This window comes from Aliivibrio fischeri ATCC 7744 = JCM 18803 = DSM 507, assembly GCF_023983475.1.
Taxonomy (GTDB): domain Bacteria; phylum Pseudomonadota; class Gammaproteobacteria; order Enterobacterales; family Vibrionaceae; genus Aliivibrio; species Aliivibrio fischeri.
The window spans coordinates 260,963-283,160 of record NZ_CP092712.1; the positions used below are offsets into that span (position 1 = coordinate 260,963).

General features: G+C 42.8%; 35 protein-coding genes and 1 riboswitch. Of the genes, 34 read left to right on the forward strand and 1 reads right to left on the reverse strand.

The annotated features are described in order from the left end of the window. Window positions 1–14: 14 nt before the first annotated feature. The 29 genes from tuf to rplQ all read left to right on the forward strand — a co-directional run bounded on the left by tuf (window position 15) and on the right by rplQ (window position 15,257). Entirely contained in the window at window positions 15–1,199 is a 1,185-nt protein-coding gene (tuf, locus tag AVFI_RS01170; protein ID WP_005417220.1) for an elongation factor Tu, read from the forward strand. A 412-nt stretch (window positions 1,200–1,611) separates the two neighbouring features. Next, window positions 1,612–1,923: a 30S ribosomal protein S10 gene (gene rpsJ / locus AVFI_RS01175; protein WP_005417222.1), complete on the forward strand. Its 312-nt coding sequence runs from the start codon at window positions 1,612–1,614 to the stop codon at window positions 1,921–1,923. Window positions 1,924–1,935: 12 nt separating this feature from the next. After that, window positions 1,936–2,565 (forward strand): 50S ribosomal protein L3, encoded by a 630-nt coding sequence (gene rplC / locus AVFI_RS01180; protein ID WP_005417224.1) that lies wholly within the window; start codon window positions 1,936–1,938, stop codon window positions 2,563–2,565. A gap of 17 nt (window positions 2,566–2,582) precedes the next feature. Beyond that, on the forward strand, window positions 2,583–3,185 hold the full coding sequence (gene rplD, locus AVFI_RS01185) for a 50S ribosomal protein L4 (protein ID WP_005417226.1): 603 nt from the start codon (window positions 2,583–2,585) through the stop codon (window positions 3,183–3,185). Then, a complete protein-coding gene (gene rplW, locus AVFI_RS01190) occupies window positions 3,182–3,484 on the forward strand; it encodes a 50S ribosomal protein L23 (RefSeq protein WP_005417228.1) in 303 nt (100 codons plus the stop codon). Before rplD ends, rplW begins: the two co-directional genes overlap by 4 nt. 15 nt (window positions 3,485–3,499) lie before the next feature. Beyond that, complete coding sequence (rplB, locus tag AVFI_RS01195; protein WP_005417230.1) at window positions 3,500–4,324, forward strand: 50S ribosomal protein L2; 825 nt, start codon at window positions 3,500–3,502, stop codon at window positions 4,322–4,324. Between the two features lie 19 nt (window positions 4,325–4,343). Continuing rightward, complete coding sequence (rpsS, locus tag AVFI_RS01200; RefSeq protein ID WP_005417232.1) at window positions 4,344–4,622, forward strand: 30S ribosomal protein S19; 279 nt, start codon at window positions 4,344–4,346, stop codon at window positions 4,620–4,622. 10 nt (window positions 4,623–4,632) lie between these two features. Next, the gene (rplV, locus tag AVFI_RS01205) at window positions 4,633–4,965 is read left to right on the forward strand and encodes a 50S ribosomal protein L22 (RefSeq protein WP_005417234.1); all 333 of its coding nucleotides are present in this window, start codon (window positions 4,633–4,635) and stop codon (window positions 4,963–4,965) included. Window positions 4,966–4,984: 19 nt separating this feature from the next. After that, window positions 4,985–5,683 carry a 30S ribosomal protein S3 gene (rpsC, locus tag AVFI_RS01210; RefSeq protein ID WP_005417236.1) on the forward strand — a complete coding sequence of 233 codons (699 nt, stop codon included), beginning with the start codon at window positions 4,985–4,987 and terminating at the stop codon, window positions 5,681–5,683. Window positions 5,684–5,694: 11 nt separating this feature from the next. Next, complete coding sequence (rplP, locus tag AVFI_RS01215) at window positions 5,695–6,105, forward strand: 50S ribosomal protein L16 (RefSeq protein ID WP_005417237.1); 411 nt, start codon at window positions 5,695–5,697, stop codon at window positions 6,103–6,105. Beyond that, the gene (gene rpmC / locus AVFI_RS01220) at window positions 6,105–6,296 is read left to right on the forward strand and encodes a 50S ribosomal protein L29 (protein ID WP_005417238.1); all 192 of its coding nucleotides are present in this window, start codon (window positions 6,105–6,107) and stop codon (window positions 6,294–6,296) included. The genes rplP and rpmC overlap by 1 nt, the downstream gene beginning before the upstream one ends. Then, the gene (rpsQ, locus tag AVFI_RS01225) at window positions 6,296–6,550 is read left to right on the forward strand and encodes a 30S ribosomal protein S17 (protein ID WP_005417239.1); all 255 of its coding nucleotides are present in this window, start codon (window positions 6,296–6,298) and stop codon (window positions 6,548–6,550) included. The genes rpmC and rpsQ overlap by 1 nt, the downstream gene beginning before the upstream one ends. A 164-nt stretch (window positions 6,551–6,714) precedes the next feature. Further along, window positions 6,715–7,086, forward strand: coding sequence for a 50S ribosomal protein L14 (gene rplN / locus AVFI_RS01230; protein ID WP_005417241.1), 372 nt, complete (start codon window positions 6,715–6,717; stop codon window positions 7,084–7,086). Between the two features lie 13 nt (window positions 7,087–7,099). Then, window positions 7,100–7,414, forward strand: a complete 315-nt coding sequence (rplX, locus tag AVFI_RS01235) for a 50S ribosomal protein L24 (RefSeq protein WP_005417243.1) — start codon at window positions 7,100–7,102, stop codon at window positions 7,412–7,414. A 14-nt stretch (window positions 7,415–7,428) separates the two neighbouring features. Beyond that, window positions 7,429–7,968 carry a 50S ribosomal protein L5 gene (gene rplE / locus AVFI_RS01240; protein WP_005417245.1) on the forward strand — a complete coding sequence of 180 codons (540 nt, stop codon included), beginning with the start codon at window positions 7,429–7,431 and terminating at the stop codon, window positions 7,966–7,968. Window positions 7,969–7,985: 17 nt separating this feature from the next. After that, the gene (rpsN, locus tag AVFI_RS01245; protein WP_005417246.1) at window positions 7,986–8,291 is read left to right on the forward strand and encodes a 30S ribosomal protein S14; all 306 of its coding nucleotides are present in this window, start codon (window positions 7,986–7,988) and stop codon (window positions 8,289–8,291) included. Window positions 8,292–8,320: 29 nt separating this feature from the next. After that, window positions 8,321–8,713, forward strand: a complete 393-nt coding sequence (rpsH, locus tag AVFI_RS01250; RefSeq protein WP_005417249.1) for a 30S ribosomal protein S8 — start codon at window positions 8,321–8,323, stop codon at window positions 8,711–8,713. A 12-nt stretch (window positions 8,714–8,725) separates the two neighbouring features. Then, entirely contained in the window at window positions 8,726–9,259 is a 534-nt protein-coding gene (gene rplF / locus AVFI_RS01255; RefSeq protein WP_005417251.1) for a 50S ribosomal protein L6, read from the forward strand. 9 nt (window positions 9,260–9,268) lie between these two features. Continuing rightward, entirely contained in the window at window positions 9,269–9,622 is a 354-nt protein-coding gene (gene rplR, locus AVFI_RS01260; protein ID WP_005417253.1) for a 50S ribosomal protein L18, read from the forward strand. A gap of 14 nt (window positions 9,623–9,636) precedes the next feature. Beyond that, the gene (gene rpsE, locus AVFI_RS01265) at window positions 9,637–10,137 is read left to right on the forward strand and encodes a 30S ribosomal protein S5 (RefSeq protein ID WP_005417255.1); all 501 of its coding nucleotides are present in this window, start codon (window positions 9,637–9,639) and stop codon (window positions 10,135–10,137) included. A 5-nt stretch (window positions 10,138–10,142) separates the two neighbouring features. Beyond that, the gene (gene rpmD, locus AVFI_RS01270) at window positions 10,143–10,322 is read left to right on the forward strand and encodes a 50S ribosomal protein L30 (RefSeq protein WP_005417257.1); all 180 of its coding nucleotides are present in this window, start codon (window positions 10,143–10,145) and stop codon (window positions 10,320–10,322) included. A 5-nt stretch (window positions 10,323–10,327) separates the two neighbouring features. Continuing rightward, window positions 10,328–10,762, forward strand: coding sequence for a 50S ribosomal protein L15 (rplO, locus tag AVFI_RS01275; protein ID WP_005417259.1), 435 nt, complete (start codon window positions 10,328–10,330; stop codon window positions 10,760–10,762). A 20-nt stretch (window positions 10,763–10,782) separates the two neighbouring features. After that, the gene (secY, locus tag AVFI_RS01280) at window positions 10,783–12,114 is read left to right on the forward strand and encodes a preprotein translocase subunit SecY (protein WP_188863559.1); all 1,332 of its coding nucleotides are present in this window, start codon (window positions 10,783–10,785) and stop codon (window positions 12,112–12,114) included. A 30-nt stretch (window positions 12,115–12,144) separates the two neighbouring features. Beyond that, a complete protein-coding gene (rpmJ, locus tag AVFI_RS01285; RefSeq protein WP_005417265.1) occupies window positions 12,145–12,258 on the forward strand; it encodes a 50S ribosomal protein L36 in 114 nt (37 codons plus the stop codon). Window positions 12,259–12,407: 149 nt separating this feature from the next. Further along, the gene (gene rpsM, locus AVFI_RS01290; RefSeq protein ID WP_005417266.1) at window positions 12,408–12,764 is read left to right on the forward strand and encodes a 30S ribosomal protein S13; all 357 of its coding nucleotides are present in this window, start codon (window positions 12,408–12,410) and stop codon (window positions 12,762–12,764) included. A 21-nt stretch (window positions 12,765–12,785) separates the two neighbouring features. Beyond that, window positions 12,786–13,175 (forward strand): 30S ribosomal protein S11, encoded by a 390-nt coding sequence (rpsK, locus tag AVFI_RS01295; RefSeq protein WP_005303517.1) that lies wholly within the window; start codon window positions 12,786–12,788, stop codon window positions 13,173–13,175. 31 nt (window positions 13,176–13,206) lie between these two features. After that, on the forward strand, window positions 13,207–13,827 hold the full coding sequence (gene rpsD, locus AVFI_RS01300; protein WP_005417269.1) for a 30S ribosomal protein S4: 621 nt from the start codon (window positions 13,207–13,209) through the stop codon (window positions 13,825–13,827). Between the two features lie 23 nt (window positions 13,828–13,850). Next, window positions 13,851–14,840, forward strand: a complete 990-nt coding sequence (locus AVFI_RS01305; RefSeq protein WP_005417271.1) for a DNA-directed RNA polymerase subunit alpha — start codon at window positions 13,851–13,853, stop codon at window positions 14,838–14,840. Window positions 14,841–14,876: 36 nt separating this feature from the next. Then, window positions 14,877–15,257, forward strand: coding sequence for a 50S ribosomal protein L17 (gene rplQ, locus AVFI_RS01310; RefSeq protein ID WP_005417273.1), 381 nt, complete (start codon window positions 14,877–14,879; stop codon window positions 15,255–15,257). Window positions 15,258–15,343: 86 nt separating this feature from the next. On the opposite strand, the gene fbp is transcribed toward rplQ, so the two are convergent. After that, window positions 15,344–16,354 (reverse strand): class 1 fructose-bisphosphatase, encoded by a 1,011-nt coding sequence (gene fbp, locus AVFI_RS01315; RefSeq protein ID WP_012532656.1) that lies wholly within the window; start codon window positions 16,352–16,354, stop codon window positions 15,344–15,346. A 184-nt stretch (window positions 16,355–16,538) separates the two neighbouring features. Here fbp and mpl point away from each other — a divergent pair, with 184 nt between their 5' ends. From mpl to thiQ, 5 genes are all read left to right on the forward strand, one after another. After that, window positions 16,539–17,918: a UDP-N-acetylmuramate:L-alanyl-gamma-D-glutamyl-meso-diaminopimelate ligase gene (gene mpl, locus AVFI_RS01320; protein ID WP_188863558.1), complete on the forward strand. Its 1,380-nt coding sequence runs from the start codon at window positions 16,539–16,541 to the stop codon at window positions 17,916–17,918. Window position 17,919: 1 nt separating this feature from the next. Next, a complete protein-coding gene (locus AVFI_RS01325; RefSeq protein ID WP_005417280.1) occupies window positions 17,920–18,537 on the forward strand; it encodes a flavin prenyltransferase UbiX in 618 nt (205 codons plus the stop codon). Between the two features lie 48 nt (window positions 18,538–18,585). After that, window positions 18,586–18,698: riboswitch (TPP riboswitch) on the forward strand. 53 nt (window positions 18,699–18,751) lie between these two features. Then, window positions 18,752–19,768, forward strand: a complete 1,017-nt coding sequence (thiB, locus tag AVFI_RS01330) for a thiamine ABC transporter substrate binding subunit (protein ID WP_188863557.1) — start codon at window positions 18,752–18,754, stop codon at window positions 19,766–19,768. A 42-nt stretch (window positions 19,769–19,810) separates the two neighbouring features. Beyond that, window positions 19,811–21,415 carry a thiamine/thiamine pyrophosphate ABC transporter permease ThiP gene (gene thiP / locus AVFI_RS01335; RefSeq protein ID WP_188863556.1) on the forward strand — a complete coding sequence of 535 codons (1,605 nt, stop codon included), beginning with the start codon at window positions 19,811–19,813 and terminating at the stop codon, window positions 21,413–21,415. Next, the gene (gene thiQ / locus AVFI_RS01340) at window positions 21,415–22,119 is read left to right on the forward strand and encodes a thiamine ABC transporter ATP-binding protein (RefSeq protein WP_054775574.1); all 705 of its coding nucleotides are present in this window, start codon (window positions 21,415–21,417) and stop codon (window positions 22,117–22,119) included. Before thiP ends, thiQ begins: the two co-directional genes overlap by 1 nt. Window positions 22,120–22,198 lie beyond the last annotated feature (79 nt).

The following is a 22,198-nucleotide window of genomic DNA, read 5'->3' on the forward strand; positions in this document are numbered from 1 at the left end:
GAAGGAACACGATCGTGTCTAAAGAAAAATTTGAACGTACGAAACCGCACGTAAACGTTGGTACTATCGGCCACGTTGACCACGGTAAAACAACTCTAACAGCTGCTATCTGTACTACACTTGCAAAAATCTACGGCGGTGTAGCTAAAGATTTCGCATCAATCGATAACGCTCCTGAAGAGCGCGAGCGTGGTATCACAATCTCAACTTCTCACGTTGAGTACGATACTCCTGCACGTCACTACGCACACGTTGACTGTCCTGGACACGCCGATTATGTTAAAAACATGATCACTGGTGCTGCTCAAATGGATGGTGGTATCCTAGTTGTTGCTGCAACAGATGGTCCAATGCCACAAACTCGTGAGCACATCCTACTTGGTCGTCAAGTTGGTATCCCTTACATCATCGTATTCATGAACAAATGTGACATGGTTGATGATGAAGAGCTTCTAGAACTAGTTGAAATGGAAGTTCGTGAACTTCTTTCTGAGTACGACTTCCCAGGTGATGATCTACCAGTAATTCAAGGTTCAGCTCTTGGCGCTCTAAACGGCGAAAAAGAGTGGGAAGACAAGATCGTTGAGCTTGCAGAAGCACTAGATTCTTACATCCCAGAACCAGAGCGTGCTGTTGACCAACCGTTCCTACTACCAATTGAAGATGTATTCTCAATCCAAGGTCGTGGTACAGTTGTAACTGGTCGTATCGAGCGCGGTATCCTACGCGTAGGTGACGAAGTAGAAATCGTTGGTATCAAAGAAACAACAATGACTACTTGTACAGGTGTTGAAATGTTCCGTAAACTGCTTGACGAAGGTCGTGCAGGTGAGAACGTTGGTGCACTACTACGTGGTACTAAGCGTGATGACGTTGAACGTGGCCAAGTACTTGCTGCTAAAGGTTCAATCAACCCACACACTAAATTTGAGTCAGAAGTGTACGTTCTTTCTAAAGATGAAGGCGGCCGTCACACTCCTTTCTTCAAAGGTTACCGTCCACAGTTCTACTTCCGTACAACTGACGTAACAGGCGACATCACTCTACCTGAAGGCGTAGAAATGGTAATGCCAGGTGACAACGTTCAAATGACGGTTGAGCTAATCGCTCCAATCGCAATGGACGAAGGTCTACGCTTCGCGATCCGTGAAGGTGGCCGTACAGTTGGTGCTGGTGTTGTTGCTAAAATCTTCGCTTAATAGCTAAAGATTTTGCGATATACCGCATGACTAAAAAAGGAAGCTTCGGCTTCCTTTTTTGTTGCTTGTAAGAAAAGATGATTTTTTTCGTTTGTTTTTCAAACAATGCTTGCAACTGAAAGTGTGATCTGTATAATGCATCGCACTGGTTAAGCCAGTTGTGAACCAATGAGCAGCGAGGAAAGTGCTTATTCCTACAGAGTAGGGTAAGTTACTTAGAATGTATACTCAGCTTATGTTCGCGGTTAATATTATTAGAACTTAAACTTTTAGATTAATTTCTAATATAAGTTAACTGACAATGTGTCCTAATTTTGGACCTATGGTTTCACATAAATCAATCGGCATTCTCTCGTTCTTACGGGATTGAGTGGCGATATTGTTTGTGTATTTATTATTGGAGCTCTGTCTCATGCAGAACCAACGTATTCGTATCCGCCTAAAGGCATTCGATTATAAACTAATCGATCAGTCTACAGCGGAGATCGTTGAAACAGCTAAGCGCACTGGCGCTCAGGTTCGTGGTCCTATTCCACTACCTACTCGTAAAGAGCGTTTTACTGTTCTTACTTCTCCTCACGTTAACAAAGACGCACGTGACCAGTACGAAATCCGTACTCACAAGCGTTTAATCGACATTGTTGAGCCAACAGATAAAACTGTTGACGCACTAATGCGTTTAGACCTTGCTGCTGGCGTTGATGTTCAAATTAGCCTAGGTTAAGGGGAGATTATTATGATTGGTCTAGTCGGTCGTAAAGTGGGCATGACCCGCATCTTTACCGAAGAAGGCGTTTCTATCCCAGTAACTGTTGTTGAAGTTGAAGCTAACCGTGTTTCTCAAGTGAAAACTGTTGAAACTGATGGCTACAATGCAATCCAAGTTACTTGTGGTTCTAAGAAAGCTAACCGCGTATCTAAACCTGAAGCTGGTCACTTTGCGAAAGCAGGTGTTGAAGCAGGTCGTGGTCTTTGGGAATTCCGTTTAGAAAACGGTGAAGAATTCGCAGTAGGCGCTGAGCTAACTGTTGAAGTTTTCAACGAAATCAAAAAAGTAGACGTTACTGGTACATCTAAAGGTAAGGGCTTCCAAGGCGCTGTTAAGCGTTGGAACTTCCGTACTCAAGATATGACTCACGGTAACTCTTTGTCTCACCGTGCACCGGGTTCAATTGGCCAATGTCAAACTCCAGGTCGCGTATTCAAAGGCAAAAAAATGGCAGGTCACATGGGTGCTGAGCGTGTTACGACTCAAAACCTAGAGATCGTACGTGTTGACGCTGAGCGCAATCTGCTTCTTATTAAAGGTGCAGTACCAGGCTCAACAGGTGGCAACGTGATCGTTAAACCAGCTGTTAAAGCATAACGTCTTAGGAGTAAGTAATGGAATTAATGGTTAAAGGTGCTGATGCACTAACTGTTTCCGAAACTACTTTCGGACGTGAGTTTAACGAAGCTCTTGTACACCAAGTAGTTGTTGCATATGCAGCAGGTGCTCGTCAAGGCACTCGTGCTCAAAAAACACGTTCAGAAGTATCTGGCGGTGGCGCTAAGCCATGGCGTCAAAAAGGTACAGGCCGAGCTCGTGCGGGTACTATTCGTAGCCCAATCTGGCGTACAGGTGGTGTTACTTTTGCTGCGAAACCACAAGATCACAGCCAAAAAGTAAACAAAAAAATGTACCGTGGTGCTCTTAAGAGCATTCTTTCTGAGTTAGTTCGTCAAGATCGTCTGATCGTTGTAGACAACTTCTCAGTTGAAGCACCAAAAACTAAAGAGCTAGTTGCTAAGCTTAAAGAGCTTGAGCTTAACGATGTTCTTATCGTAACTGGCGAAGTAGACGAGAATCTATTCTTAGCTGCTCGTAACCTATACAAAGTTGACGCACGTGACGTTGCTGGTATTGATCCAGTATCTCTAGTTGCATTCGACAAGGTTCTAATGACTGCAGCTGCAGTTAAGCAAGTTGAGGAGATGCTGGCATGATCAATGAAGAGCGTCTACTAAAAGTTCTACGTGGCCCACTAATCTCTGAAAAAGCAACAATGGCTGCTGAAGGCAATAACACTATTGTTTTCAAAGTAGCAATTAATGCAACTAAAAAAGAGATTAAAGCAGCTGTAGAAAAGTTGTTTGAAGTTGAAGTTAAGTCTGTAAATACTCTTATCACTAAGGGTAAAACTAAACGTCAAGGTTTACGCCAAGGCCGTCGTTCTGACGTGAAAAAAGCGTACGTAATCTTGAAAGAAGGTCAAGACTTAGACTTCGTTGGCGGCGCGGAATAACAGGAGTAGTTAAAAATGGCTATTGTTAAATGTAAGCCGACTTCCCCTGGTCGTCGTCACGTTGTTAAAATCGTTAACGCTGACCTACACAAGGGTAAACCATACGCACCACTTCTAGAGAAAAACTCTAAGAACGGTGGTCGTAACAATAACGGTCGTATCACAGTACGTCACGTTGGTGGTGGTCACAAGCAACACTACCGTCTAATTGACTTTAAACGTACAAAAGATGGCATTCCAGCTGTTGTTGAACGTTTAGAATACGATCCAAACCGTAGTGCAAACATTGCACTAGTTCTGTTCGCAGACGGTGAGCGTCGTTACATTATCGCACCAAAAGGCATTCAAGCTGGCGATACAGTACAATCAGGTGTTGATGCGCCAATCAAAGCAGGTAACTGCTTACCATTGCGCAACATCCCAGTAGGTTCTACTGTTCACTGTGTTGAATTAAAACCTGGTAAGGGCGCGCAAATCGCACGTTCTGCTGGTGCTTATGCACAGATCATTGCACGTGATGGCGCTTACGTTACATTACGTCTACGTTCTGGTGAGATGCGTAAAGTTCTTTCTGAAGGTCGTGCGACTATCGGTGAAGTTGGTAACTCTGAACACATGCTACGTGAGCTAGGTAAAGCTGGTGCTACACGCTGGCGCGGTGTTCGTCCAACAGTTCGCGGTGTTGCAATGAACCCAGTTGATCACCCACACGGTGGTGGTGAAGGTCGTACATCAGGCGGTCGTCACCCAGTATCACCATGGGGTATGCCAACTAAAGGCTTCAAGACTCGTAAGAACAAATCTACTGACAAGTACATTGTACGTCGTCGTAACAAATAATCTATAAAGAGGAATCGCCATGCCACGTTCTCTCAAGAAAGGTCCTTTTATTGACCTACACTTGCTGAAGAAGGTAGAGAAAGCGGTGGAAAGCGGAGACAAAAAGCCTGTTAAGACTTGGTCCCGTCGTTCAATGATCATTCCAACAATGATCAACTTGACCATCGCTGTCCATAATGGTCGCCAACATGTACCAGTTTTCGTAACAGAAGACATGATCGGTCACAAGTTGGGCGAATTTGCACCTACACGTACTTATCGCGGCCACGCTGCTGATAAGAAAGCGAAAAAGCGTTAAGAGGTAGAATATGGAAGCTATTGCTAAACATCGTTTTGCCGGTATTTCACCACAGAAAGCTCGCCTAGTTGCGGACCAAGTACGTGGTAAATCTGTAGACCAAGCTCTAGAAATCCTAACTTTCAGCAACAAAAAAGCTGCTGTATTAGTGAAGAAAGTTCTTGAGTCTGCAATCGCAAACGCTGAACACAACGAAGGTGCAGATATCGACGATCTAAATGTCGCTAAAATCTTCGTAGATGAAGGCCCTATCATGAAGCGTATTATGCCTCGTGCTAAAGGTCGTGCAGATCGCATCTTGAAGCGTTCAAGCCACATCACTATCGTTGTAGCTGATCGTTAAAGACTAGGAGATTAAGCAAATGGGTCAAAAAGTACATCCTAATGGTATTCGTCTTGGCATCGTTAAGCCTTGGAATGCTACATGGTTTGCTAGTAGCCAAGAGTTCGCTGACAACCTAGACGGCGACTTCAAGGTACGTCAGTATCTTACTAAAGAACTGAAAAAAGCATCTCTATCACGCATCGTTATCGAGCGTCCTGCTAAGAGCATCCGTGTGACTATTCACACTGCTCGTCCAGGCGTTGTAATCGGTAAGAAAGGTGAAGACGTAGAGAAACTACGCGCAGGCGTAGCAAAAATCGCAGGTGTTCCAGCGCAAATTAACATTGCTGAAGTACGTAAACCTGAGCTTGACGGTCAGCTAGTTGCTGATAGCATCGCGTCTCAACTTGAGCGTCGTGTTATGTTCCGTCGTGCTATGAAGCGTGCTGTACAAAATGCAATGCGTCTTGGCGCTAAAGGCATCAAAGTGGAAGTAAGCGGTCGTCTAGGCGGCGCTGAAATTGCACGTTCTGAGTGGTACCGTGAAGGTCGTGTGCCTCTACATACTCTACGTGCTGACATTGATTACGCAACTTCTTCGGCTCACACTCAATACGGTGTGATCGGCGTTAAAGTTTGGATCTTCAAAGGTGAAGTTCTAGGCGGTATGCCAGCTGCTAACGCAGTAGAGCCTAAGGCTGACAAGCCTAAGAAGCAGCGCAGAAGCCGTAAGTAAGGAGCCGACTGATGCTACAACCAAAACGTACTAAGTTCCGTAAGGTTATGACTGGTCGTAACCGTGGTCTTGCTAAAGGTACTGAAGTAAGCTTCGGCGACTTCGGTCTTAAAGCTGTAGGCCGTGGTCGTCTAACTGCTCGTCAGATTGAAGCGGCTCGTCGTGCTATGACGCGTCACATTAAGCGTCAAGGTCAAATCTGGATCCGTGTGTTCCCAGACAAACCTATCACAGAAAAACCGCTTGAAGTTCGTCAAGGTAAGGGTAAAGGTAACGTTGAGTACTGGGTAGCCCAAATCCAACCTGGAAAGGTTATGTACGAAATGAACGGCGTACCTGAAGAGTTGGCACGTGAAGCGTTCCGCCTAGCGGCACGTAAACTGCCTATCAAAACTACTTTTGTAACTAAGCAGGTGATGTGATGAAAGCACAAGATCTACGCGAGAAAAACGTTGAAGAGCTAAATGAAGAGCTTCTGAATTTGCTACGTGAACAGTTCAACTTGCGCATGCAAGCTGCGACTGGTCAACTACAGCAAACTCACACTCTGAAAGCTGTACGTCGTGATATCGCACGTGTTAAAACTTTACTGAATGAGAAGGCTGGCGCATAATGAGCGAGAAAATTCGTACTATGCAAGGTCGTGTAATTAGCGACAAAATGGACAAGTCTATTGTTGTTGCTATTGAACGCATGGTGAAACACCCGATCTACGGTAAATACATCAAGCGCACGACTAAGCTTCACGCACATGATGAAAACAACGAATGTGGCCTAGGCGACACAGTTGAGATTCGTGAATGTCGTCCACTATCTAAGACTAAGTCTTGGACATTGGTAAACATTGTAGAAAAAGCAAAAGCTTAATTTGTTGATTCTATAGCGACTTTAAGCGGCTCCGAATTTTTTTTGGGGCCGTTTATTTTTTGACTACCTTTATTTAAAAAATGGTGATACAATCCCCATCCCTTTTAAAGAGGCAGCCCGACCCGTGATGGGTCTAGTTTTAAATATTTAGCGGAGCACTAACAATGATCCAAATGCAAAGTACACTTGACGCTGCAGATAACTCTGGTGCGCGCAAGGTAATGTGTATTAAGGTTCTGGGTGGCTCTCACCGCCGTTATGCACATATCGGAGATATCATCAAAGTTACTGTTAAGGAAGCAATTCCTCGCGGTAAAGTTAAAAAAGGTGATGTTCTGAAGGCGGTAGTAGTGCGCACCCGTAAAGGCGTTCGTCGCCCAGACGGTTCTATCATTCGCTTCGACCGTAATGCTTGCGTATTGTTGAATGACACTACTGAGCAACCAGTCGGTACACGTATCTTTGGTCCAGTGACTCGTGAACTTCGTAATGCGAAATTCATGAAAATCGTTTCACTAGCACCAGAAGTTCTGTAAGGAGCGGCACAAAATGGCAGCTAAAATCCGTCGTAATGACGAAGTAATCGTTCTTGTCGGTAAAGATAAAGGCAAGAAAGGTAAAGTAACTAAGGTTCTTGAAACTGGTAAAGTTATCGTTGAAGGTATCAACCTTGTTAAGAAGCACCAAAAGCCTGTACCGGCTCTTGGTCAACAAGGCGGTATTGTTGAGAAAGAAGCAGCTATTGATGCTTCTAACATCGCAATCTACAACGAAGCAACTGGTAAAGCGGACCGTATCGGTTTCCGTTTTGAAGAAGGCAAAAAAGTGCGTTTCTTCAAATCTAACGGTGAAACAATTAAGTAATTTGGAGTTCTACTATGGCGAAACTGCATGATTACTACAAGTCGTCTGTAGTCGCTGAGCTTACCAAAGAGTTCAGCTACACAAGCGTCATGCAAGTCCCTAGGGTTGAAAAGATCACCCTAAACATGGGTGTTGGTGAAGCAATCAACGATAAGAAACTACTAGAAAACGCAGCTGCCGATATGGCAATTATCTCTGGTCAAAAACCATTGATTACTAAAGCGCGTAAATCTGTAGCTGGTTTCAAAATCCGTGAAGGCTACCCAATCGGTTGTAAAGTAACCCTGCGTGGCGAACGTATGTGGGAATTCTTAGAGCGTTTAATCTCTATTGCACTTCCACGAGTACGTGATTTCCGTGGTGTTAGCGCGAAGTCTTTTGACGGTCGCGGTAACTACAGCATGGGCGTTCGCGAGCAAATCATCTTCCCTGAGATCGACTATGATAAAGTTGATCGTGTACGCGGTCTTGATATTACTATCACGACGTCTGCGAATACAGATGCGGAAGGCCGAGCTCTGCTGGCTGCCTTTAACTTCCCATTCCGTAAGTAAGGTGAAGGGTTACTGTTATGGCTAAACAATCAATGAAAGCACGTGAAGCTAAACGTGCGAAACTTGTAGCTAAGTTCGCTGAAAAGCGCGCTGCGTTAAAAGTTCTAATTAGCGATGTAAATGCTTCTGAAGAAGAGCGTTGGGATGCAGTTCTTAAACTGCAAGCTCTACCTCGTGATTCAAGTGCATCTCGTCAGCGTAATCGTTGCAACCAAACTGGTCGTCCACACGGTTACCTACGTAAGTTCGGTTTAAGCCGTATTAAGGTTCGTGAAGCTTGCATGAAAGGCGAGATTCCGGGTCTTCGTAAGGCTAGCTGGTAATTGCCACTTAATCATTTGGAGTAAATCTTATGAGCATGCAAGATCCGATTTCGGATATGCTGACCCGCGTTCGCAACGGTCAATCAGCAAACAAAGTTGCTGTTAAAATGCCTTCTTCAAAGCTTAAAGTTGCAATCGCTGCACTACTTAAAGCTGAAGGCTACATCGCTGATTTCGCTGTTGAAGGCGACATCAAACCTGAGCTAGAAATCACTTTAAAGTATTTCCAAGCTAAACCAGTTATCGAGCAAATCCAACGTGTTTCTCGTCCAGGTCTTCGTGTTTACAAGAAGAACGACGCGTTACCATCTGTAATGGGTGGTCTTGGTATTGCTGTTGTTTCTACATCAAAAGGCCTTATGTCTGACCGCGCTGCGCGTAAAGCTGGTCTTGGTGGCGAAATCATCTGCTACGTAGCTTAATAGGAGTAGGATATGTCTCGTGTTGCTAAAGCACCTGTAGTAATTCCTGCTGGCGTAGAAGTGAAACTGAACGGCCAGGAAATCACTATCAAAGGTGGTAAAGGTGAACTAACTCGCGTTCTTAACGACGCTGTAGTTGTTTCACAAGAAGATAACACTATTGTATTTGGTCCACGCGAAGGCGTTACCAATGCTTGGGCTCAAGCTGGTACAGCTCGTGCACTAGTAAACAATATGGTTATCGGTGTAAATGAAGGCTTTACTAAGAAGCTAATTCTTAAAGGTGTAGGTTACCGTGCTGCTATGAAAGGCAACGCTGTAGGCCTAACTCTTGGCTTCTCACACCCAGTAGAGCACGCTCTACCAGAAGGTATTAAAGCTGAGTGTCCAACTCAAACTGAGATCGTTGTAACTGGTTGTGATAAGCAATTAGTTGGTCAAGTTGCTGCGGACCTTCGTTCATACCGTCAGCCTGAACCTTACAAAGGTAAAGGTGTTCGTTACGCCGATGAAATCGTGCGTACTAAAGAAGCTAAGAAGAAGTAGGGTATCACTATGGATAAGAAAGCATCTCGCATCCGTCGTGCTACACGTGCACGTCGTAAGATCGCTGAACTGTGTGCAACTCGCCTTGTAGTACACCGTACTCCGCGTCATACGTACGCTCAGGTAATCGCACCAAACGGCTCAGAGGTTATCGCTGCCGCTTCTACTGTAGAAAAGGCAATCCGTGAGCAACTTGGAAACACTAGCAACAAAGCTGCTGCTGAAGCAATTGGTAAACTAATTGCTGAGCGCGCTATCGAAAAAGGCATTACTAATGTTGCTTTCGATCGTTCTGGTTTCCAATACCACGGCCGAGTAGCGGCGCTAGCAGAATCTGCTCGCGAAGCTGGTCTGAAATTCTAAGGTAGGGTTGGAAGATGGCTAAAGAACAACAACAAGCTACAGATTTGAACGAAAAGCTAATTGCTGTTAACCGTGTTTCTAAAACGGTTAAAGGTGGTCGAATCTTTAGTTTTACTGCACTAACAGTTGTTGGTGACGGTAACGGTCGCGTAGGTTTCGGTTACGGCAAAGCTCGTGAAGTACCTGCTGCGATTCAAAAATCAATGGAAAAAGCACGTCGTAACATGTTTACGATTGCACTTAACGAAGGTACTCTTCACCACGCTGTTAAAGGTCGCCACACTGGTTCTAAAGTGTACATGCAACCAGCTGCAGAAGGTACTGGTATCATCGCTGGTGGTGCGATGCGTGCAGTACTAGAAGTTGTGGGTGTCCGCAACGTACTAGCTAAAGCTTACGGCTCTACTAACCCAATCAACGTTGTTCGCGCAACGATCGCTGGTCTAAGTAGCGTTAAGTCACCTGAGATGGTAGCTGCTAAGCGTGGTCTAACTGTTGAATCTATTTCGGAGTAAGAACCATGTCTAAAACTATCAAAGTAACTCAGACTAAAAGCTCAATCGGTCGCCTACCTAAGCACATCTTGTGCCTTAAAGGTCTAGGTCTTCGTCGCATCAACCATACAGTAGAAGTTGAAGATACACCGTGTACTCGCGGCATGATCAACAAAGTTTACTACATGGTTAAAGTTGAGGAGTAATCAGAATGCGTTTGAATACTCTATCACCGGCTGCTGGCTCTAAACCTTCTAAGAAGCGTGTAGGTCGTGGTATCGGTTCTGGCCTAGGTAAAACTGGTGGCCGTGGTCACAAAGGCCAAAAATCACGTTCTGGCGGTAAAGTTCGCGCTGGTTTTGAAGGCGGTCAAATGCCTCTAAAACAACGTCTACCTAAATTTGGCTTTACTTCACGTAAGAGCCTAGTAACTGCAGAAGTTCGTCTAAGCGAACTTGCTAAAGTTGAAGGTAACGTAATCGATCTAAACAGCCTTAAAGCTGCTAACGTAATCACTAAGAACATTGAGTTCGCGAAAGTTGTACTTTCTGGTGAAATCGCTACTGCTGTAACTGTTAAAGGTCTACGCGTAACGAAAGGCGCTAAAGCTGCGATCGAAGCTGCAGGCGGTAAGATCGAGGAATAATCCTCGAAGGATGAGGTACAATGGCAAAGAAACCAGGAAAAGAAGTAAATAGTGCTCAGAGCGGCCTAGCTGAACTGAAATCGCGTCTGTTATTTGTTATAGGTGCGCTTTTAGTGTTCCGAGCAGGCTCATTTGTGCCAATTCCTGGGATTGACGCTGCTGTCCTTGCTGATCTTTTCGAACAGCAGCAGGGTACCATCATTGAACTGTTTAACATGTTCTCTGGTGGTGCACTGTCGCGTGCCTCAATTCTAGCTCTAGGTATTATGCCGTATATTTCGGCATCTATCGTTGTTCAACTGTTAACAGTTGTTCATCCACCTCTAGCTGAATTGAAAAAAGAAGGTGAGTCTGGTCGTCGTAAGATTAATCAGTACACACGTTATGGCACTTTGGTGCTGGCTACATTCCAAGCAATTGGTATTGCAACCGGTCTACCAAGCATGATTCCAGGGTTAGTTGCTAACCCTGACATGATGTTCTATCTGACAGCTACAGTAAGTTTAGTAACTGGTACCATGTTCTTAATGTGGTTAGGTGAACAAATTACTGAGCGTGGCATCGGTAACGGTATATCTTTGATTATTTTCACAGGTATCGTTGCAGGTTTACCACCAGCTATCGGTGAAACGATCCAGCAGGCGCGTCAAGGTGAACTGCACGTGCTTCTTCTATTACTAATTGCAGTGATCTCATTTGCAGTTATCTACTTTGTAGTGTTCATGGAGCGTGGTCAACGTCGTATCGTCGTTAACTATGCGAAACGTCAGCAAGGCCGTAAGGTATTTGCAGCTCAAAGTACTCACTTGCCACTTAAAATTAATATGGCTGGTGTGATTCCTGCAATTTTTGCATCAAGTATTATACTATTCCCTGGGACATTGGCTCAGTGGTTTGGTGGTAACGGTGAAGGAACATTCGGTTGGTTAACTGATGTTTCAATGGCATTAAGTCCAGGTCAACCGTTATACGTAATGCTTTATGCAGCAGCAATTATCTTCTTCTGTTTCTTCTATACTGCGTTGGTGTTTAACCCGCGTGAAACAGCTGATAACTTGAAGAAGTCTGGTGCATTCGTACCCGGAATCCGCCCAGGTGAACAGACTACGAAATATATTGATAAAGTTATGACACGTCTAACCTTAGTTGGTGCGATGTACATTACCTTTATCTGTCTGATTCCCGAGTTTATGATGATCGCTTGGAACGTACGCTTCTATTTTGGCGGTACTTCCCTACTAATCGTAGTTGTTGTTATCATGGACTTTATGGCACAGGTTCAGACTCATCTGATGTCTCAACAGTATGAGTCCGTGTTGAAGAAGGCTAATCTGAAAGGCTACGGCCGTTAATTTCAGATTCCAATTTTACGGAGTTTAGCAATGAAAGTTCGTGCTTCCGTTAAAAAAATCTGCCGCAACTGTAAAGTTATTAAGCGCAACGGTGTTGTGCGTGTAATTTGCGTTGAACCAAAGCATAAGCAACGCCAAGGTTAATTAGCAGAAATTTTTACTTGATATATTAAGTTAGGCCGAGTATTATTCTCGGCCTACCTTTTGTGTGCAAAAGAAGTAGTTATAGTCGCAACGTATCCTCAACGGGCTTTGTTGCGGCTCTTCTTAAGAAAAAGTACTAGGAGTGAATAGTGGCCCGTATAGCAGGCATTAACATTCCTGATCATAAACACGCTGTAATCGCTTTAACAGCGATCTACGGCATCGGTAAAACTCGCTCTCAAGCTATCCTAGCTGAAGTGGGTATTGCTGAAGATGTTAAGATCAGTGAACTGAATGATGAGCAGATTGATATTCTGCGTGATGGTGTTGCCAAATACACTGTAGAAGGCGACCTACGTCGTGAAGTATCGATGAACATTAAGCGTCTTATGGACCTTGGTTGTTATCGTGGTCTTCGTCACCGTCGCAGTCTACCGTTACGTGGACAGCGTACTAAAACCAACGCACGTACCCGTAAAGGTCCGCGCAAGCCGATCAAAAAATAATCGGATAAGGTAGAGAGTACAATGGCAAAACAACCTACTCGCGCTCGTAAGCGCGTTCGCAAGCAAGTAGCGGATGGCGTAGCGCACATCCATGCTTCTTTCAACAACACAATCGTAACCATTACTGACCGTCAAGGTAACGCACTAGCTTGGGCTACTGCAGGTGGTTCTGGTTTCCGTGGTTCTCGTAAATCTACTCCGTTTGCTGCACAAGTTGCTGCTGAGCGTTGTGGTGAAATGGCCAAAGAATATGGCGTTAAGAACCTAGAAGTTATGGTTAAGGGCCCTGGTCCTGGTCGTGAGTCAACTATCCGTGCATTAAACGCTGCTGGATACCGCATCACAAACATCGTTGATGCTACTCCGATCCCTCATAACGGTTGTCGTCCACCTAAGAAACGTCGCGTTTAAGTTTCGTTTCTAGGAATATTGGAGAAAGAACATGGCAAGATATTTGGGTCCTAAGCTGAAGCTTAGCCGTCGCGAAGGCACAGATTTATTCCTTAAATCTGGTGTACGTGCGATCGATACCAAGTGTAAAATTGATAACGCTCCAGGTGTACACGGCGCTCGTCGCGGTCGTCTATCTGAATATGGCGTTCAGCTTCGTGAGAAGCAAAAAGTTCGTCGTATGTACGGCGTTCTAGAAAAACAATTCCGTAACTACTATAAAGATGCTGCTCGCCTTAAAGGCAACACAGGTGAAAACCTGCTTCAGCTTCTTGAAGGTCGTCTAGATAACGTAGTTTACCGTATGGGCTTTGGCGCAACTCGTGCTGAATCTCGTCAACTAGTTAGCCATAAGTCTATCCTAGTTAATGGTAAAGTTGTTAACGTTCCTTCTTTCAAAGTTGCGGCTAACGACGTTGTTTCAATCCGTGAAAAAGCTAAACAGCAATCACGTATTAAAGCTGCTCTAGAAGTTGCTGAACAACGCGAAAAACCAACTTGGATTGAAGTAGATGCTGGCAAAATGGAAGGTACGTTTAAGCGTCTTCCAGAACGTTCTGATTTGTCTGCCGACATCAACGAACACTTGATCGTCGAGCTTTACTCTAAGTAAGGCTTAAATAAAGAGAGGACACAATGCAGGGTTCTGTAACAGAATTTCTAAAGCCACGTCTTGTTGACATTGAACAAGTCAGCACGACTCATGCAAAAGTAACTCTTGAGCCGTTAGAGCGTGGTTTCGGCCACACTCTAGGTAACGCTCTACGTCGTATTTTACTATCTTCAATGCCGGGTTGTGCCGTAACTGAAGTGGAAATCGAAGGCGTATTACACGAGTACAGCACCAAAGAAGGTGTTCAGGAAGATATCCTTGAAATCCTTCTGAACCTTAAAGGCCTAGCCGTTAAGGTTGAGGGTAAAGATGAAGTTATCATTACTCTTAACAAGTCTGGTGCAGGCCCTGTTGTTGCAGGTGACATCACCCATGATGGTGATGTTGAGATTGCGAACCCAGAGCACGTAATCTGCCACTTGACTGATGACAATGCTGAAATCAGCATGAGAATCAAGGTAGAGCGTGGTCGCGGCTACGTACCATCAACAGCTCGTATCCATACTGAAGAAGATGAGCGTCCAATTGGTCGTCTGCTTGTCGATGCAACTTACAGCCCAGTAGATAAAATTTCTTACGCGGTTGAAGCGGCACGTGTTGAGCAACGTACTGACTTAGACAAACTTGTTATCGATATGGAAACAAATGGTACGCTTGATCCTGAGGAAGCTATCCGTCGTGCAGCTACAATTTTAGCTGAACAACTGGATGCATTCGTAGATCTTCGTGATGTACGTGTTCCTGAAGAGAAAGAAGAGAAGCCAGAGTTCGATCCGATCCTACTGCGTCCTGTAGACGATCTTGAACTAACGGTTCGCTCTGCTAACTGTTTGAAAGCAGAAGCGATTCACTACATTGGTGATCTGGTGCAGCGCACTGAGGTTGAGTTACTTAAGACTCCAAACCTTGGTAAGAAATCTTTAACTGAAATTAAAGATGTTCTAGCTTCACGTGGACTTTCTTTAGGTATGCGCCTAGAGAACTGGCCACCAGCGTCTATCGCTGAAGATTAATCAGTTCACTAATTATCTAGTTAGAAGGATTAGGTCATGCGCCATCGTAAGAGTGGTCGTCAACTCAACCGCAACAGCAGCCATCGCAAAGCGATGTTTAGCAACATGGCTAGCTCATTAGTTCGTCACGAAATTATCAAGACGACTTTGCCAAAAGCAAAAGAGCTACGTCGCGTAGTTGAGCCTTTGATTACATTAGCTAAGACTGACAGTGTTGCTAACCGTCGTCTAGCATTTGCTCGCACTCGTGATAACGAAGTTGTAGCAAAACTATTCACCGAGTTAGGTCCACGCTTTGCACAACGTGCTGGTGGTTACACTCGTATTCTGAAGTGCGGTTTCCGTGCAGGTGACAAAGCTCCAATGGCATACATTGAGCTTGTAGATCGCCCAGAAGTAGAAGCAGACGCTGAGTAATCAGAATAAGCTTTAAGAAAAAACCGAGTCTTAGGACTCGGTTTTTTTGTATCTGTACATTATAGATTACTGTTTTAATTTATTAATTAGTCTCGCCATTCATCTAAAAACGCATGAACCTTATCGACCATATTTGTTGAACCAACAAAGAAAGGCACCCGTTGATGCAGTTCACTTGGTTTTATATCTAAGATACGCTGTTCACCATCTGTCGCTTTACCACCCGCTTCCTCAATTAACATTGCCATAGGATTGCATTCATAAAGTAATCTTAATTTTCCATTGGGGTAGGCTTGAGTGCTTGGGTATAGATAAATACCACCTTTTAAAAGGTTTCTATGGAAATCTGCAACTAAAGAACCGATATATCGAGAGGTATAGGGACGATTATCTTCAGGTTTACTTTCTTGGCAAAATTTAAGGTATTGCTTAATGCCTTCAGGAAAGCGAATGTAGTTACCTTCATTTATTGAATAGATGTTGCCATCTTTTGGGACTTGCATATTTTCGTGGGATAAGCAGAAAACTCCAAGTGAAGGGTCGTAAGTAAAACCATGAACACCATTTCCTGTTGTATAAACAAGCATGGTTGATGAGCCATAAATAATGTAACCAGCAGCGACTTGTTTGTGTCCCGGTTGTAGGAAGTCTTCTTCAGTGGCGGGTGTTCCTATTGGTGAAATTCGGCGGTAAATAGAAAAGATAGTACCAACAGAAACATTCACATCAATGTTTGAAGACCCATCCAATGGATCCATCAACACAACGTATTTTGCATTTTGGTTGAGCTCTTTATTGAAAGCAACCGCTTCATCTTCTTCTTCACTAGCAACGCCACACACTTGGTCACGAGCTTCAAGTGCTGCTTTAAACTTATCGTTGGCGTAAACATCTAATTTTTGTTGTTGTTCACCTTGAATATTCTCTTCACCAGAGGCACCAGTGATATCAACTAAACCTGCTTTATTAATTTCACGGTTTACAATTTTGGCGGCTAATTTTATGGAACCGATTAATGAAGAGAGTTCTCCACTGGCATGAGGGAAGTCATGTTGTTTCGCAACAATGAACTCACCTAAAGTTCTTATTTCAGACATAGTTATTCCTTTAATTCTCTGTTATTAGATATCAACGCGAAGTCGGGTCAGGTACTGATTTATTTTTATAATAGTTGTGTTACTGTTTGCTGTAATTCATTCTATAGCATAGAACTTTTTAAGAGTATTGAAGTAACTTTGTATAAAAGTTGCTCACTTAATTTAATATAAGACGGTTTTTATTATGCATATTCATATCCTTGGAATTTGTGGAACATTCATGGGTGGCGCTGCAACACTAGCACGTCAACTCGGACATAAAGTAACTGGTTGTGATGCTAACGTTTATCCACCAATGAGCACATTATTAGAGTCTCAAGGCATTGAGATTATTGAAGGCTTTGATCCAAGCCAATTAGACCCTGCACCTGATTTAGTCGTCATTGGTAATGCCATGAGTCGTGGAAATCCATGTGTTGAATATGTATTAGATAAAAATCTTAAATACACATCTGGTCCTCAGTGGTTACAAGAGTTTTTACTGCAAGATCGTTGGGTGATGGCGGTTGCTGGTACACACGGTAAAACAACAACATCAAGTATGTTAGCTTGGGTACTAGAAGAGTGTGGTTATAAGCCAGGCTTCTTAGTTGGCGGTGTATTAGGCAATTTTGGTGAGTCAGCTCGCTTAGGTGAAAGCATGTTCTTTGTTGTTGAAGCAGATGAATATGACTGTGCTTTTTTTGATAAGCGTTCAAAGTTTGTTCATTACCGTCCTCGTACGCTTGTATTAAACAACCTTGAGTTTGACCATGCCGATATTTTTGATGATTTGGCTGCGATTCAGCGTCAATTCCATCACTTAATCAGAACGGTGCCAAGTACTGGTCGCATTTTTGCACCTAAGCAAGATAAACCTTTAGAGCAAGTATTAGAACAAGGCTGCTGGAGTGAATTAGAGTTCACTGGTGAAGATGGTCAATGGAAAGCCATCAAACTTCAAAAAGATGGTAGTCAGTTTGATGTATATTTTGAGGGTGAAAACGTTGGGCAAGTTAATTGGGACTTAGTTGGCGATCACAACGTAAGTAACGCGCTTATGGTCGTTGCTTCTGCTCGCCACGTGGGTGTTACCCCTGATTTAGCTTGTGAAGCTTTGGGTAAATTTATCAATACTAAGCGTCGTCTTGAGTTGAAAGGCGAAGTAAATGGTGTGACGGTTTATGATGACTTTGCTCATCACCCAACAGCTATTGATCTAACATTAAATGGTCTACGTAATAAAGTCGGTGATAAAAAGATTATTGCCGTATTAGAACCTCGCTCAAGTACAATGAAGCTTGGCGTTCATAAAGATACATTAGCGGCTTCATTGCATGCCGCAGATTCAGTTTATCTTTATCAACCAGATAATATCGCATGGTCAGTTGATGACGTTGCACAACAATGTACTCAACCTGCTCACACGCATAATAACATTGATGCGTTCGTTGATATGATAGTGAACGAAGCACAGCCAGGCGATCAAATTTTGGTAATGAGCAATGGTGGCTTTGAAGGTATTCACGGTAAATTGCTTTCACGCTTAGGTGATGCCGTAAAACATATAGAAATGGTGGATTAACATGAGTAAGCAAAAAGCAATTACGTTAGCTATGACAGGGGCTTCAGGAGCGCCTTATGGATTGCGTTTGCTCGAGTGTTTACTTGCTGCTGATTATCACGTGTATTTTCTTATCTCTTCTGCTGCTAGAGTTGTAATGGCGACAGAACATGATTTGAAATTACCAAGTGGACCTGATGCTATGAAAGCGGCATTAGTTGAACACTTAGGTTGTAATGCAGATAAGCTAACTGTTTGTGGTAAAGAAGACTGGTTTTCTCCAGTAGCTTCTGGTTCTGCTGCACCTAAACAAATGATTGTCTGCCCATGTTCAGCTGGTAGTGTTGCTTCAATTGCTCATGGTATTTCTGATAATTTAATCGAAAGAGCGGCTGATGTGGTTTTAAAAGAACGAGGTCAGCTGATTCTTGTGGTTCGAGAGGCGCCATTCTCAACATTACATTTAGAGAATATGCTTAAGTTATCGCAAATAGGGGCGACAATTATGCCTGCGGCCCCAGGTTTTTATCATCAACCTAAATCCATTGAAGATTTAATTGATTTTATGGTAGCAAGAATTTTGGATCATTTAGGTGTAGAGCAAGGGCTTGTACCTCGCTGGGGTTATGACCATCGATAGCTGCACAATAAAAGCTCTGGCTCATTAAGCTATTCACACTTACAATACGACTTCTCATCGGGGAGCTTTGGCTGAGATTAATGAAGATTGGATAATGTTCATTTAAACCCGTATCACCTGAACCAGATAATGCTGGCGTAGGAATTGAGATGACATTCTCCTATGAGTATTTCAACTCTAGCCTGTGCCGCTCAAAAGGACGAAAGAGCGCATAATGAAAACAACAGTAACTTCATTTCCAGTTAAAAAGCTATCTCTCGCTATTGCATTAGCAAGCATATCTTCTTTTTCTGTATCCGCATCAGAAACACTAACGGTATACACTTATGATTCATTTGCAGCGGATTGGGGCCCAGGACCTAAAGTTGAAGCGGCATTTGAAGCTAAATGTGGCTGTAATTTAGAGTTGGTTGCATTAGATGATGGCGTATCAATTTTGAATCGTCTACGTCTTGAGGGAAAGAATGCTAAAGCTGATATTGTATTGGGTTTAGATAATAACTTAATGGCGGAAGCGAAAAAAACGGGGTTACTCGCTCAACATCAAATAGATACAAGTTCGGTACATTTACCTAATGGGTGGAGTGATACAACGTTTATTCCTTATGACTTTGGTTATTTTGCTTTTGTTTACAACAAAGAGAAAGTAACTAATCCTCCAAAGAGTCTAAAAGAGTTGGTTGAACAGCGCGACGATTTAAAAGTGATTTATCAAGATCCTCGAACTTCAACACCGGGACAAGGTTTATTGCTTTGGATGAAGTCCGTATATGGTGACGATGCCGCTCAAGCATGGAAGCAACTATCTAAAAAAACAGTGACAGTCACAAAAGGTTGGTCAGAAGCTTATAGTATGTTTTTAGAGGGGGAGTCGGATCTCGTTTTATCTTATACAACATCTCCTGCTTATCATATTATTGCTGAGAATGATCAACGATTTGTAGCAGCTAATTTTTCAGAAGGCCATTACACTCAAGTTGAGGTGGCTGCAAAAGTGAAATCAACAAAGCACAATAAACTTGCCGATGAGTTTTTAGCATTCATATTAAGTGATGAGTTTCAATCTGCGATGCCAACAGGGAATTGGATGTATCCAGTCACTCAAATTGAGTTACCAAAGGGATTTGAAACACTGACGGTTCCTAATAAAGCATTATCATTCAGCTCTGAAGATATCGCACAAAAGCGAAAATCTTGGATTCGTGAATGGCAACATGCATTAACTTTTTAATTGGTGTAATAAGGAGCCAATAGTGCTCCTTTATCTTATTTCATGAAATCTCGAACTCTCTTTAATTCTACGCCTTTCATCGGTTATATCGTTGCGGCAACTATTCTCTGCTTTGTTGGTGGTGCAATTAGTGCACTTTTAATTGAATCACCGAGTTTAGACTTACGTATTATTTGGTCTGATCCATATTACCGCTACATCACTCAATTTAGTTTATATCAAGCATTTTTATCAACAATAATCAGCGTTGGTTTAGCTATACCAACAGCCTATGCTTTATCTCGCCGTCAATTTATAGGTCGAGGGTTACTGCTAAAGCTCTGTGCAACCACATTAGTGTTACCTGTGCTTGTTGGTGTTTTTGGTTTATTGGCTATTTATGGAAATAGTGGATTAATTGCTGATGCTTTTGCTTGGTTTGGATCTTCTTTGCCATTTTCGATTTATGGCCTAAATGGTATTTTATTGGCTCATGTTTTTTTTAATTTCCCTTTTGCAACTCGGCTCTTACTGCAATCATTAGATTCTATTTCCATTGAACAACATCAGTTATCTGCACACCTTGGATTAATGGGGTGGAGTAAGTATCGTCTTGTTGCATGGCCAAGAATAAAACAGCAATTGCCACATGTTGCTGGGTTGGTCTTTATGCTTTGCTTTACGAGTTTTGCTACCGTAATGGCGCTAGGTGGTGGCCCTAAGTCCACAACAATAGAGTTAGCAATATACCAAGCAATTAAGTTTGATTTTGATTTGCAATCAGGTGCCATTTTGGCTTTATGGCAAATGTTATTATGTGGATTATTATCATTGTGTATTCAACGGTTCTCAAAATCAGTTTCTGTTGATTCAGCATCGTTATCACAGGTGGTTTTATATCAAGATACCAATAGAGCAAGGTGGTGGGACTGGGCGTGGATAACGGTTTTAGGGATTTTTATGTTACCGCCCTTATTTATGGTTGTCCTTAGTGGGCTTAATTCACAATTATTTGTTGTCATCACATCATCGGAGTTTTGGTCTGCATTAATCAACTCTTTAATTGTGGCCTTTGGTGCCGCTGTGATTGCATTACTTCTTGGTGTTCTGCTTTTACATACAACTCGGTCTTTACGTTTAAAACAAAAAAGATTATTAGCAGATAAGTTAGATCTGATTGGTGTGATGATTTTAGTCACGCCAGGGTTGGTGATCAGTACGGGGCTTTTTTTATTATTAAGAAACATAACCGATGTCTTTAGTATCGCTATTTGGATTGTCATCTTAGTCAATGCATTAATGGCATTACCTTACGTAATAAAAACATTAGCTCAACCTTTGTTGCATATTGCACAGCAGTATCATTTACTGTGTGCAAGTTTGGGATTGTACGGATTGTCACGGTTTAGAGTGATTGAATGGAAAGCATTAAGAAAACCTTTTGCTCATGCTTTTTCTATTGCTTTTATTATGTCTGTTGGTGATTTAAGTGCGATTGCCTTGTTTGGTAGCCAAGATTTTAGAACGCTACCACTCTATTTATTTCAATTGCTTGGCAGTTATCAGATGGAAGCGGCAGCCGTTATTTCATTGAGCCTTTTATTATTGAGTGTGGGTGTGTTTGTTGTTGTTGAATGGCTATTTTTATCAAAGAAAAGGAAACAGTAATGCTGCGTTTTTCTGATGTGAAATATCGATATTATACTGATTTGTTTGAGTTCGATTTGAATGTAGAGCAGGGAAGCGTTGTTGCTATTTTAGGTCCTAGTGGAGCTGGTAAAAGTACCTTATTGAGCTTATTGGCAGGTTTTATTGAACCTGAAAGTGGTGATATTACAATAAATAACGAATCACAGCTTTCACTTGCTCCTCATCAACGTCCTTTATCTATGTTATTTCAAGAGCATAACCTTTTTGCTCATTTATCTGTTGCTGAGAATATTGGCTTGGGTATTAAGCCTAATTTACGTTTAAATGAGAAAGATAAAAAAACGAATTATGATGCGGCTCGCCAAGTTGGGGTTGATGATTTGCTGCAACGTTTGCCTGAGCAGTTATCTGGAGGACAAAAGCAACGTGTAGCCTTAGCCCGATGTTTAGTTCAGCAAAAACCTGTCTTATTATTGGATGAGCCATTTTCAGCGCTTGACCCTATCTTAAGGGAAGAAATGATTGTGTTAATTCAGGCGTTGATAAAGAGTGAAAAATTAACCGTTTTAATGGTGACGCACAGTTTACAAGATGCAAAAGCCCTTGCTTCTCATTATGCTTTTATTTGCCAACAAAAAGTGCTGAGTCACGGACGTATTTCTGGTTTGCTTACTCAAGAAAATCCACCAGAATTAACGCAATATTTACAAGCGGTAAAGTAAACTTTGTTTATAAAAATGCGTATAATCGACTACACTCATTTTTATAGTAAATTGGCGTGACCTGAGTGCTCTCATACAG

What these genes read in the sequence shown, in the direction of transcription:
- rplN (WP_005417241.1), top strand. Translation starts at nt 6,715, where the DNA reads ATGATCCAAATGCAAAGTACACTTGACGCTGCAGATAACTCTGGTGCG.
- thiB (WP_188863557.1), top strand. Translation starts at nt 18,752, where the DNA reads ATGAAAACAACAGTAACTTCATTTCCAGTTAAAAAGCTATCTCTCGCT.
- rplR (WP_005417253.1), top strand. Translation starts at nt 9,269, where the DNA reads ATGGATAAGAAAGCATCTCGCATCCGTCGTGCTACACGTGCACGTCGT.
- rpsH (WP_005417249.1), top strand. Translation starts at nt 8,321, where the DNA reads ATGAGCATGCAAGATCCGATTTCGGATATGCTGACCCGCGTTCGCAAC.
- rplE (WP_005417245.1), top strand. Translation starts at nt 7,429, where the DNA reads ATGGCGAAACTGCATGATTACTACAAGTCGTCTGTAGTCGCTGAGCTT.
- fbp (WP_012532656.1), bottom strand. Translation starts at nt 16,354, where the DNA reads ATGTCTGAAATAAGAACTTTAGGTGAGTTCATTGTTGCGAAACAACAT.
- rplD (WP_005417226.1), top strand. Translation starts at nt 2,583, where the DNA reads ATGGAATTAATGGTTAAAGGTGCTGATGCACTAACTGTTTCCGAAACT.
- rplP (WP_005417237.1), top strand. Translation starts at nt 5,695, where the DNA reads ATGCTACAACCAAAACGTACTAAGTTCCGTAAGGTTATGACTGGTCGT.
- rpmJ (WP_005417265.1), top strand. Translation starts at nt 12,145, where the DNA reads ATGAAAGTTCGTGCTTCCGTTAAAAAAATCTGCCGCAACTGTAAAGTT.
- rpsS (WP_005417232.1), top strand. Translation starts at nt 4,344, where the DNA reads ATGCCACGTTCTCTCAAGAAAGGTCCTTTTATTGACCTACACTTGCTG.
- rpsE (WP_005417255.1), top strand. Translation starts at nt 9,637, where the DNA reads ATGGCTAAAGAACAACAACAAGCTACAGATTTGAACGAAAAGCTAATT.
- rplW (WP_005417228.1), top strand. Translation starts at nt 3,182, where the DNA reads ATGATCAATGAAGAGCGTCTACTAAAAGTTCTACGTGGCCCACTAATC.
- rplV (WP_005417234.1), top strand. Translation starts at nt 4,633, where the DNA reads ATGGAAGCTATTGCTAAACATCGTTTTGCCGGTATTTCACCACAGAAA.
- rpmC (WP_005417238.1), top strand. Translation starts at nt 6,105, where the DNA reads ATGAAAGCACAAGATCTACGCGAGAAAAACGTTGAAGAGCTAAATGAA.
- AVFI_RS01325 (WP_005417280.1), top strand. Translation starts at nt 17,920, where the DNA reads ATGAGTAAGCAAAAAGCAATTACGTTAGCTATGACAGGGGCTTCAGGA.
- rpsN (WP_005417246.1), top strand. Translation starts at nt 7,986, where the DNA reads ATGGCTAAACAATCAATGAAAGCACGTGAAGCTAAACGTGCGAAACTT.
- rpsD (WP_005417269.1), top strand. Translation starts at nt 13,207, where the DNA reads ATGGCAAGATATTTGGGTCCTAAGCTGAAGCTTAGCCGTCGCGAAGGC.
- rpsJ (WP_005417222.1), top strand. Translation starts at nt 1,612, where the DNA reads ATGCAGAACCAACGTATTCGTATCCGCCTAAAGGCATTCGATTATAAA.
- rpsQ (WP_005417239.1), top strand. Translation starts at nt 6,296, where the DNA reads ATGAGCGAGAAAATTCGTACTATGCAAGGTCGTGTAATTAGCGACAAA.
- rplF (WP_005417251.1), top strand. Translation starts at nt 8,726, where the DNA reads ATGTCTCGTGTTGCTAAAGCACCTGTAGTAATTCCTGCTGGCGTAGAA.
- rplB (WP_005417230.1), top strand. Translation starts at nt 3,500, where the DNA reads ATGGCTATTGTTAAATGTAAGCCGACTTCCCCTGGTCGTCGTCACGTT.
- rpmD (WP_005417257.1), top strand. Translation starts at nt 10,143, where the DNA reads ATGTCTAAAACTATCAAAGTAACTCAGACTAAAAGCTCAATCGGTCGC.
- thiQ (WP_054775574.1), top strand. Translation starts at nt 21,415, where the DNA reads ATGCTGCGTTTTTCTGATGTGAAATATCGATATTATACTGATTTGTTT.
- secY (WP_188863559.1), top strand. Translation starts at nt 10,783, where the DNA reads ATGGCAAAGAAACCAGGAAAAGAAGTAAATAGTGCTCAGAGCGGCCTA.
- rplC (WP_005417224.1), top strand. Translation starts at nt 1,936, where the DNA reads ATGATTGGTCTAGTCGGTCGTAAAGTGGGCATGACCCGCATCTTTACC.
- mpl (WP_188863558.1), top strand. Translation starts at nt 16,539, where the DNA reads ATGCATATTCATATCCTTGGAATTTGTGGAACATTCATGGGTGGCGCT.
- rpsC (WP_005417236.1), top strand. Translation starts at nt 4,985, where the DNA reads ATGGGTCAAAAAGTACATCCTAATGGTATTCGTCTTGGCATCGTTAAG.
- rplQ (WP_005417273.1), top strand. Translation starts at nt 14,877, where the DNA reads ATGCGCCATCGTAAGAGTGGTCGTCAACTCAACCGCAACAGCAGCCAT.
- thiP (WP_188863556.1), top strand. Translation starts at nt 19,811, where the DNA reads ATGAAATCTCGAACTCTCTTTAATTCTACGCCTTTCATCGGTTATATC.
- rplX (WP_005417243.1), top strand. Translation starts at nt 7,100, where the DNA reads ATGGCAGCTAAAATCCGTCGTAATGACGAAGTAATCGTTCTTGTCGGT.
- rplO (WP_005417259.1), top strand. Translation starts at nt 10,328, where the DNA reads ATGCGTTTGAATACTCTATCACCGGCTGCTGGCTCTAAACCTTCTAAG.
- AVFI_RS01305 (WP_005417271.1), top strand. Translation starts at nt 13,851, where the DNA reads ATGCAGGGTTCTGTAACAGAATTTCTAAAGCCACGTCTTGTTGACATT.
- rpsK (WP_005303517.1), top strand. Translation starts at nt 12,786, where the DNA reads ATGGCAAAACAACCTACTCGCGCTCGTAAGCGCGTTCGCAAGCAAGTA.